Source organism: Egibacteraceae bacterium, assembly GCA_040905805.1.
GTDB lineage: Bacteria > Actinomycetota > Nitriliruptoria > Euzebyales > Egibacteraceae > DATLGH01.
This window is the reverse complement of record JBBDQS010000037.1, coordinates 1-8,741: the sequence shown is the minus strand read 5'-3', so window position 1 is coordinate 8,741 and position 8,741 is coordinate 1. Positions and strand designations below refer to the sequence as shown.

The window sequence follows — 8,741 nt, the reverse complement described above, 5'->3', positions numbered from 1 at the left end:
TCGAACTGCACGGGGAGGTTCTTGAAGCACATGTGGGGTGGCTCCCTCGAAATCGCGGGTGGGTGTGCCCGCTGGCGGCTATCTCCTGCCCGGCGGACCACCGGGCGCTCCGGTACGGTATGGCGCCCCCGCCTGCTGCGGTAGACCCGCCGCGCGAATAGGGGTATAATAGATCGCTATAGTTGTCGTTGTAGTTGTAGTTGTAGTTTGACCGTCGTCACGGGGCGCGTGAGGCCACCTGAGCCAGCAGGCCGTTCAGTGCATCGATGGAGAGAACGCTGTCGCCGCATACAAGACGTTCCGGGACAACGCCATCTTCACTACATACCGACTAATCGTGCGAGACGCACAGGGAACTCGGGGCAAGAAGATCGAGATCTACAGGCTGCCCTACTCGGCCATCAATATGTGGTCTTCGGAGAATGCGGGCGGGCTCCTCGACATGAACGCATAGATTGAGCTTTGGACCCGCGCCGGCCATATTAAGATCGACCTGCAGAATGGCATCGACATCCCTAAACTGGACCGCCTGATCGGCGTCGCCGTGCTCGCCGGCTCAAAGGGTTTACGACGCCACCCATCTGGTAGCGGCGGCCATTGGAACCTTGATGCCTTCCCAAGCCCACGTAGGAGAGCAGGAGCCCCGGATATAGGGTCGTACTGGAAATGTAGCCGCCACCGAATCGAATCCCGGGCATGGGTGGCCGAATAGTTGCGCTTCTGGCAACTGTGTCCTCGCGATTTGACCCTTGGTAAATACGGTTACCAGGGAGGCACCCTTTTGCTGCGCAAGGCCACCGCCTCTAGTCTAACCGGCCAGATGAAGTTTATGGGCACAAAGGCGCAGCCGCATGCCGTCCTTGCCATCGGGCGATCAGCACGCCGAGCGTGGGTGTACCGCGCCCCTTCCGGCATGGTTCGCGTTTCGTGACTTCGGCAACACGCATGTGCAACAGCGTTCGGAGCTCGTCCTTCAGGACACGTAGCCAGGCGCCCGCATCAACAACGTAACCGACCACAGGCTCTGCCCCCCTCGACTGTTGTAATCTCCGGCGGGCAGCCACATCCCATCCTACATGGCTATATTTCATGTCACTACAAGAAGCAACATACCCGAAGTCCATAATAGCTGTCTTCGGGATTTGTAACCGCGCTCGTGCCAAAAGGACGCGCCACCCTTTCTTCTGACCGAGTTTCGGGCGAGCCTCTCGACACCCAAAGCCACCGCAGCGCCAAGCACCCCCCCGGCCGGACGTCGAGGCGAGCACTCGCTGCGCTCCCAGCCGCAGTTGTACGGCGGAACTCGGACGGTTTCCGCATCCGCCAACCCAGCGCCGGCACGCAGGTTACCCGGCGGTAGATGGGGTGGGAGGGACAGATATGTCGCCGAGACCCCATCTACCGGCCGGTAACCCGGGGGTAGACCCGAAGATCTACGAGATCCGGAGTCGGCGAGCAGCCGCTGGTAATCAAGGGCAGCCACCACCGTCTTTGCCGGTGCCGGTGGCGCCACCACGAGGTTGCGGTGGCGGTCGTGGGTGGCCCGCTCGACGTCGAGGCGCTCCAGGATCTCCCTCTGGTGGGCGTCGGGGCGCACCGCAAGCCCTGAGATGGTCAGCCGCCCCGACTGGGCGCGGCGACCGCCGGCCTAGGCGAGCGCATCGTCGAGCCGGTCGCCGTCGCGGTCGGGGTCGGGGTCGGGGTCGTAGGGCTTGTAGGTCGGGTCGGGCCAGTACGAGTCGAACGTGACCGCGAAGCTGTCGAGGAGGTCGCGCGTGGCCATCGCACTCAACCGCACGTTCCACTCCAGGCCGCTGACTGACCAGCGCCGAGCGTGACAGGTTCGAGCTGCCCACAGATAGGGCGGTGTCGAAGCCGGTCCGCCGACGGAACAGCCACCCCTTGACGTGCAGCCGGGTCGTGCGCGCCTCGTAGCTGACCCGCACCTCGGCGTGAAAGCGGCGGACGAGCTCGTCGAGGGCGCGGCGTTCGGTCGCGCCGACGTAGGTGCTGGTGATGACCCGCAAGGGGATGCGGAGCTCGGCGCGTCGACGCAGGCTGTGCTCGAGCCCCCGCAGCCCCGACCACTGCACGAAGGCGCCCAGCAGGTCGACAGAGTCGGCGGACAGGATCTCATCGGCGAGCTCGGCGTTGCGTGCCGGCTCGCCGCGACCGTGGGTGAGCAGGGCCGCCTGGCCCAGCGCGATCTCCGGCGGGTGGCGAACCGGTCGGCGCCGAGACCGGTCGCCGGCCGCATGGCGTGCAGCTGCTCGGGGCCGTCGAGGAGGGGGTCTGGGCGAGCAGCAGAACGTCGGCGATGGAAGCCGTCAGGCCAGGAGGTAGGTGCTGGCAGCGTCGAACGCCAACGCGACTGCATGCTGCCGGCGGTCGAGCGTCGCGAGTGGGACGCCCGCGTCGGCACAGCAGGCGGCGATGAGTGCGTCGTGGATGTTGCCAGCGAGGTCCAGCTCGACCGCCCTCGAGAACGTTCTCGCGGTGACTTTCGCGCTCGTGCCGAGGACACGCCGGGAGTCGGTCGCCCAGGGCGCCAGCAGGGCCGCCGCGGCTTCGGCGGGCTGTGCGAAGGTGCGGCGAAGCTGCGCGTACGTTTCCGCCAGCACGATCGCCGGGACCCGCGAGTTCGTCGTCAGGTGGGGACGCGCTAGCACGTGGTGCTCGTGGCTGGACACCAGCGCCGCAACCATCGCAGACGTGTCGATCACCTGGAGGCGCGTTCCCGCTCGATACCCGCGAGCACCTCCTTGTTCGAGACCGGCTGGCCGAACTCAAGCACCGGCAACCCGTCGTCGGAGGTACGCACCGTGCCGCTATCGCGGTCAGGAGTCAGGACAAGACCTTCAGGGGTGCGGCGCACCACGACCCGGCCCGGGATGTCGACCAAGCCCTCCCGCAGGTGGCGAGGCAGCACGAGACGGCCTTGCCGATCCACGGTGACCACCACGCCTTCCATCAGAACCATTCTAGCACCACAGAAATGCCACACCGGTTGGGGCGCCTCTACGCCTCAGCTGCCGCCTGCGAGGCGAAGCGCCCCCCGGCGCGGTTGCGTCGCGCTTCGGCAAGGAGGTCGTTGACCAGCGCCCTGATGGTCACGCCTTGCTGCGCGGCGGGTGCGGTGTCCGTCGGCGCGCCGCGGTCGGTGAGCAGGGCAGCCCGGCGGTGTGTGGATGCCCACCGACGGACGTGCGCTGCCGGGTCACGCTGGGCGCGCCGCAGGGCCTGCGCATGATCGCCGGCCGCAGCCAGGCGCTGCAGGGCGGGCAGGCGCACCGTCGCGCTTGACCACCCGACGGTGAGATCGAGCACCGTCGCGGCGGTCGTCACGTCGAGCTCGTCGCACGCGTCGAGCAGGCTGAGCACTTGCTTCCAGCGCCGCATGTTGGGCGCGGTACTCCTCGCCGGTGAGCCCGACTCGGGCAGCTCATGTACGGGCTCCGACATGTCCGGACCGTACGCCACGATGGCTTGGCGTCCCACGCTATCCACAGGCTCACGGTTCGTGAGAACTCCGGCGAACATTGGCGGGTCAGGAGGATGGCAACCACCAGACGCTGGAGTTCGGCGGCTCCCGGCAGGTTGGTCGAGCCTTCTACCCGTCGCTAGCCCACGATGGCGCGTACATCTGCCTCGTTCCCGTCGGCGTCCTCCCCGCATCCACACGAGATCAGCTGCCAGGCACAGGTTGGGCAGCGCTCCATGTCACAGCCGTGGTGGTGCACGCCACCGGGGGCGACACCGCAGTCGTGGCAGGCCGTGTCCGATGCGCTTCGGTAGCGCTGCCGTGGGTAGCGGACGCCGCGGATCGCCAGCACCTCAGCGGTGCAGGTTGCGGCCGTGTTCATCTCCTGATCGCAGTCGCGGCACATGACCATTGTTCCCCTCCATGCTCCTGTTGGGCGGACTGGACTGATCATGCCGGTGGGGTGTGACTGCCGGTCGGCTCTCGTTTCCTGCCCGCGCGGTCGGTGTGACCAAAGAAGGAGGGGGCCGGCCGCGACCGGCCCGCCGCTCAGGCGATGCCGCCCAGTCTCGTCGGCCACCGCGGCGCGTCTGACGTCGGTCAGGAGATCGGCGGCCATGGCCTCGGCATCCTTGACGAGCTCCGGATGGCCGGCGAGCGGCTGCTCGAGCACGGTGCAGCGCTCTGCCTTGGACAGCGCATCGAGGGCGGGCGTCGTCTTGACTTGCCGAGGTTCTCGCCGCGAAAGAGGCCTGGCTCGCGGTCGCCCGCGACAGGGGGCAAGCCGATCCCCAAACCGCGTTATCGGCTCTTCCTCGCGCATGATGACCATAGGATGCCGGTGCCGGGAAGCGGTCGGGGGATGAACGCCGCGCCGCCAATGACCGTACCGGCGAGATCGTGCACAGCTTCGCTGGCGCACCACTCCACCCGGCGCAGGCCGGGCTGGCGCTACCGCAGGAGCGATACCGACGCTGGCACGAGCGCGAGGTGTTCCGCGGCCCTGCCCGCGAGCTCACCGTGCTCGCCGCGGAAACGGCCCGGCCCTACGGCTGATTTGCGCAGGCCGTGACGGGCCGTCGGCCCTCGGACCCCTCCGGCGGATCTCTTGCGTGGTCGCGAGCCCCATGGCCGGGGCACCCGTTCATCCGGCCGCGCGGAAACGGGCGTAGCGTTCCGCGAGGAAGGCTGGGTCGGGCTGCAGCACCTGCTGGCGCGGCACGTCGAGCGAATGCCCATCGAGTTCCTGCAGCCCGTAGCGGAGCATGGGGCCGTCTATCTCGGTGAGGATGTCGCCACGGACCTCAACGGTCAACCGGTCGGGCCGGACGCCGACGATCTGATGATCGAACGCCGCGTGGTGCAACTTGCACAGCGCAATGCCGTTGGATACCGCGGTCGTGCTGCGCTCGTCGGTGTCGTCGAGGATGTGCGCAGCGTCGAGCAGTTCAGCGTGACGTAGCCGACACATCGAACAAGCGCTGTGGTAGGCCGCGAGGACGCGTTCGCGGAAGACCCGCTGGTGCAGTCGCTGGCGCACCGGTTGGACCGTGTAGCCGCGGGCCGGGTCCTCCCCCGCCATGACGGCGTCGGCGCCGGCGGTCGTGGCGTCCAGTGAGACGGTGAACGTCAGGGCCGCCGGGTCGTCGGCGACGATGTGTACCGGCCAGGTCGCCAGGTACTGCCCCGGCACCACCCCGAGGAAGTACACCAGCTGAGTGCCCTTCTGCATGGCCCAGCGCAGCCCTGCGTTGTCCCGATGCTGAGGATCGGTACCGCGGTAGGCGTAGCGCAACCGGTCCCCCTCGGCGCGGTCAGGGTAGGGAGCCTCCTTGCCCGGTACAGGCGGCGCGGTGGTGATGGACAGCGGCAACTTGAACTGGCTTGGCTTGAAGATGCCCTGCGGACCGAGTAGACGGATCTGCTGGCCGTCAAAGCCGACCCCTTCCTGCAAGTCTGGGCGAGGAAGCACGTCGCCGTGGCGGTCGACCAGGGCTGCCAGGTGGTCGAACACCGCCAGCCGTGCCCGCTCCTCCCAGTCCATGCACCCCGGTCTACCGGACAGGTGCTCCGGAGGAAAGGGTCACGACGCAACCCGGCCCTTCACGGTGAGGCGCACGGGGGGAAGTCCAGTACGGCTCCCACTTCAAGACCATGGGGGCCGAGGCGGAGCGGTGGACGGCCGGGCTGCTCCGTAAACTCGGTGGTTGGTGGAGCATCGACGCCGTCGAGTTCTACGACGGCGACATCGACCACCTGGCGGTCGGTCCCGCGCACGTGCTGGCGGTGGAAACGAAGTGGACCAGTCGCAAGATCCGTGTCGACGATCAAGGCGTCCACGGGCTCTGGTGCGACGCGCTCGGCCAGGCGCAGCGGTCGGCGGATCGCATCGAGCGGTTCCTGCGCACAAAGGGCATCACCCAGCAGGTGATCCCCGTCCTGGTCCTCTGGGGTTCTGGCGTGCCACGTCTGGCCGGCGGATACCAGCGGATCGGTGACGTGCGCGTGGTGGCAGGTGCTCAAGCGGGCGAGTGGCGCGATCGCATCGGCATGCTCGCGGACGCGACCCATGACACGGTCGGGGTTGGTGAGGCGATCGAGGGCTACGTCAACGCCTACGACGCCAGGCGGCGCGGGGTCCGCAGACCGTTCATCCGACCCGTGCTCGGCCTGACGTAGTTCGATCAGCCGCAGCGAGCTCCTCGTCATCGATGAGGATCTGCAGGCGCTTACTCATAGGGTGAGCACGTCACACCTTGTCTATGAGTGTGCCTGCCCAGTGCGGCAGCGGTGCTGCGACCGTCCCCGCCGGCGCGCCAGGCCAGCGACAGGCTGCTAGTCCACGAAGGGACCGTTGAACACTGGCGTCTCCCGGTACGGCTCGCCGGCCATGACCAGGAACCGGGTGCCCGGCTCCGCATCGGTGACGGCCAGCTCCTCACCGGGGCCGAGCACGACCAGCTGTGGGGGGCCGGCCTGGCGGGTGTTCGCCCCGAACGCCGCCTCCCCGTCGAGCAGGTAGGCGAACGCCTGGAACTCCGCGGGCAGCGGGATCGTCACCTCCCCGCCGTCGGGCAGCTCGACGTCGAGGACCAGACCGGGGGTGCCCAGCTGCACGGGTGAGCCTTCACCAACCAGCACCCGAACGGTCACGTCGCCCTCTTGCCGCACCGGGATCTGGTCGCGGTCGAGCACCATCGCGGTCGGCTCGGCCGCCCGGCCCCGTCGTGTGGCCGGTGCTGACCGCGCCCCGCACCGCGTACCAGAGGTTGTCGAAGCCCCGGTGCGGATGCCTGGTGTCCTTGCCGACCATGTCCGAGGGGCGGAACCGACCCTCGTGCACGAGGATGAACGGGTCGGTCAGCTCGTAGGGCACCGTGGGCGTGGGGACCGGCTCCAGCACCGGCATCCCCATGATGTTGCGGTGCCCGGGGTCCTCGACGAGGACAGCGTCACGAGCGGTGGTCTCGACGGCGTGGTCCATGGTGACAGCTCCGAAGAACGGCAACAACGGCGGGTCTTCTGTGCACCATCCCCGCGCGGCGCCCGCGCAATGCGCCTTCCGGCGCGCGCACTTTGGGGTCAGCCCAGGCGCGTCGCCCACTCGGGCATCCGGGCCGCGCCGTCCTCGCCCAGCCCGGCAAGCCGCAGCCCCGCGCCGGCCGCGCCAGGGCTGCGGGTACCCGCCGAGGTCGTCGACCAGGCCGCGCTCGGCGGCGTCCGCTCCCGTCCGCTCCCGTCCACACCCGCCCGCGGGCGAGCTCGTGAACCCGCTCGCGGGTCAGGTCGCGGCCCTGCGCGACGCGGTCGACGAAGTCGTCGTAGACGCCGTCGAGGAACCCCTGCAGCCGGTCCTTGCTGGGCCGCCTGTGAGGCGTAGCCGGGCTTCCGTCGGACCAGCAGCCGCGGATCAGTAGGGGCGTGCGAGGCCGTCGAACATCGGGAAGTGGCGCACGTTGGTGGTCAGCAGGGGGGCATCGAGGACCGTGGCGGTGGCGGCGACGAGGTAGTCGGCCGTGTCGATGCCGCTGTGGCTTCCCCTGAAACCGCGGGCGAACGCCACAGCCCGACGGGCGACCGCCTCGGTGACCGGTACCCAGTCGAGCACCTCCAGGAACGTTTCCAGAGCCTGCTCGTTGGCCGGGCGGGCACCCGCCAACAACTCGAAGCGCACCACCTCGGACGTCACGAGGGTTACCTGGCTGTCGAGCAGCGCGTCCAACAGCTGCGTCGCCGGCTGGTGCCCGCGCAGGTGGTCGACCGCGACGCTCGTGTCGAGGACCCTCACGACCAGCCGAGTCGATCGAGGCGGTCGCGCAAATCGCCGCGTAGCGCATCGACGTAGTCCTCGCCGGTGAGCGGCTGGCCTGCCCATGAGCCCGCGCTGGCTTGCAAGGCCGCGCGACGGGTTGCCCAGTCGCGGGTGCCGTAGCGCTCACGGATCGCCCGGCGTATCAACTCCGAGCGGGAGGCCCCGGTGCGCTCGGCGGCGCGGTCGAGCAGGGCGAGCTCCTCGTCGCTGATATACACCTGTGTACGCTGCACAACATCACTATACACCATAGCCCGAAGGGTCATGCACACCCCGACGCGCAGATGCGCGGCGGCGGACAGCAGACCACCGAGAGCAGCGGTGGCTGGCGCTCAGCCGCACCCTGTTCGCGTTGTACGCGGGCGATCGCCGCGAGGCACACCTGGCCGTGATCGCCTGCTTCGACGACGCCCTCTTCGACCCGGCGCTCAACCTCGAGCAGCTAGCCGCCACGCTGCGGCCGACCGCTCCCGAACTCGCCGGCGACGAGGAACTCCTGCAGGCGGTGACAGGGTGCGCCGAGCCGTGTCCGCCGACGGTCAGGTCGAAGTGGTTTTGCAACCGCTCGACACGCCCGCCACCGCGACGCTGCGCTGCTCCCGTGGGCGGCTGCTCGCCCCCGACCTGCGCGTGTCGCTCCACCTCGCCGGCGCCGCCGTGGTGTGTCAGGCCGAGCAGGAGGTGGGGGCGTACTACGAGGTCTACCGCTTCGCTACTTGGGCCTAGACCGGCCTAGACCATGCCGTGCTCGGCCTGTGAGCCCGGAGGGTCGGGGCCACGTCATGGCCCTAACGGCGCCGAGCACTGGGATGCTGCGTGGTGGCGGCGTCGGTACGCTCCTTGAGCACGGCGAGCTCGAGGTGAGGTGACGACCGACGTGGCAGGCACTGACCTCGCGGGGCCCTGAGGACCTTCGGTCTGTGCTGCAGAGCGCAGGGGTCCCCACAG

12 protein-coding genes are annotated in these 8,741 nt (G+C 68.7%); 3 read left to right on the top strand and 9 right to left on the bottom strand.

Annotated features, from left to right (window positions below):
* Positions 1 to 1,648: 1,648 nt before the first annotated feature.
* The 4 genes from WD250_05040 to WD250_05025 form a co-directional block, all read right to left on the bottom strand.
* Positions 1,649 to 1,783, bottom strand: coding sequence for a hypothetical protein (locus WD250_05040; protein MEX2619566.1), 135 nt, complete (start codon positions 1,781 to 1,783; stop codon positions 1,649 to 1,651).
* 544 nt (positions 1,784 to 2,327) lie between these two features.
* Positions 2,328 to 2,723: a PIN domain-containing protein gene (locus tag WD250_05035; protein MEX2619565.1), complete on the bottom strand. Its 396-nt coding sequence runs from the start codon at positions 2,721 to 2,723 to the stop codon at positions 2,328 to 2,330.
* Positions 2,720 to 2,971: a hypothetical protein gene (locus WD250_05030; protein MEX2619564.1), complete on the bottom strand. Its 252-nt coding sequence runs from the start codon at positions 2,969 to 2,971 to the stop codon at positions 2,720 to 2,722. The genes WD250_05035 and WD250_05030 overlap by 4 nt, the downstream gene beginning before the upstream one ends.
* A gap of 47 nt (positions 2,972 to 3,018) precedes the next feature.
* The gene (locus tag WD250_05025; GenBank protein ID MEX2619563.1) at positions 3,019 to 3,462 is read right to left on the bottom strand and encodes a hypothetical protein; all 444 of its coding nucleotides are present in this window, start codon (positions 3,460 to 3,462) and stop codon (positions 3,019 to 3,021) included.
* A gap of 919 nt (positions 3,463 to 4,381) precedes the next feature.
* Between WD250_05025 and WD250_05020 the strand changes: the two genes are divergently transcribed.
* The gene (locus WD250_05020) at positions 4,382 to 4,537 is read left to right on the top strand and encodes a hypothetical protein (GenBank protein ID MEX2619562.1); all 156 of its coding nucleotides are present in this window, start codon (positions 4,382 to 4,384) and stop codon (positions 4,535 to 4,537) included.
* 88 nt (positions 4,538 to 4,625) lie between these two features.
* On the opposite strand, the gene WD250_05015 is transcribed toward WD250_05020, so the two are convergent.
* Positions 4,626 to 5,495 (bottom strand): HNH endonuclease, encoded by an 870-nt coding sequence (locus WD250_05015; GenBank protein ID MEX2619561.1) that lies wholly within the window; start codon positions 5,493 to 5,495, stop codon positions 4,626 to 4,628.
* Between the two features lie 140 nt (positions 5,496 to 5,635).
* On the opposite strand from WD250_05015, the gene WD250_05010 reads away from it, so the two are divergent.
* A complete protein-coding gene (locus tag WD250_05010; GenBank protein ID MEX2619560.1) occupies positions 5,636 to 6,160 on the top strand; it encodes a nuclease-related domain-containing protein in 525 nt (174 codons plus the stop codon).
* A 156-nt stretch (positions 6,161 to 6,316) separates the two neighbouring features.
* On the opposite strand, the gene WD250_05005 is transcribed toward WD250_05010, so the two are convergent.
* The 4 genes from WD250_05005 to WD250_04990 all read right to left on the bottom strand — a co-directional run bounded on the left by WD250_05005 (position 6,317) and on the right by WD250_04990 (position 8,011).
* Positions 6,317 to 6,598 (bottom strand): pirin-like C-terminal cupin domain-containing protein, encoded by a 282-nt coding sequence (locus WD250_05005; GenBank protein MEX2619559.1) that lies wholly within the window; start codon positions 6,596 to 6,598, stop codon positions 6,317 to 6,319.
* A 10-nt stretch (positions 6,599 to 6,608) separates the two neighbouring features.
* Positions 6,609 to 6,965 (bottom strand): hypothetical protein, encoded by a 357-nt coding sequence (locus WD250_05000; GenBank protein MEX2619558.1) that lies wholly within the window; start codon positions 6,963 to 6,965, stop codon positions 6,609 to 6,611.
* Between the two features lie 426 nt (positions 6,966 to 7,391).
* Entirely contained in the window at positions 7,392 to 7,769 is a 378-nt protein-coding gene (locus WD250_04995; GenBank protein MEX2619557.1) for a type II toxin-antitoxin system VapC family toxin, read from the bottom strand.
* Positions 7,766 to 8,011: a CopG family transcriptional regulator gene (locus WD250_04990; GenBank protein ID MEX2619556.1), complete on the bottom strand. Its 246-nt coding sequence runs from the start codon at positions 8,009 to 8,011 to the stop codon at positions 7,766 to 7,768. Before WD250_04990 ends, WD250_04995 begins: the two co-directional genes overlap by 4 nt.
* A gap of 331 nt (positions 8,012 to 8,342) precedes the next feature.
* Here WD250_04990 and WD250_04985 point away from each other — a divergent pair, with 331 nt between their 5' ends.
* Positions 8,343 to 8,519, top strand: a complete 177-nt coding sequence (locus WD250_04985) for a hypothetical protein (GenBank protein ID MEX2619555.1) — start codon at positions 8,343 to 8,345, stop codon at positions 8,517 to 8,519.
* Positions 8,520 to 8,741 lie beyond the last annotated feature (222 nt).

Bases quoted from the DNA above. Each gene is read 5' to 3' on its own strand.
- WD250_05010 (MEX2619560.1), top strand. From the start codon at position 5,636: ATGGGGGCCGAGGCGGAGCGGTGGACGGCCGGGCTGCTCCGTAAACTC.
- WD250_05040 (MEX2619566.1), bottom strand. From the start codon at position 1,783: ATGGCCACGCGCGACCTCCTCGACAGCTTCGCGGTCACGTTCGACTCG.
- WD250_05025 (MEX2619563.1), bottom strand. From the start codon at position 3,462: ATGTCGGAGCCCGTACATGAGCTGCCCGAGTCGGGCTCACCGGCGAGG.
- WD250_05000 (MEX2619558.1), bottom strand. From the start codon at position 6,965: ATGGACCACGCCGTCGAGACCACCGCTCGTGACGCTGTCCTCGTCGAG.
- WD250_05030 (MEX2619564.1), bottom strand. From the start codon at position 2,971: ATGGAAGGCGTGGTGGTCACCGTGGATCGGCAAGGCCGTCTCGTGCTG.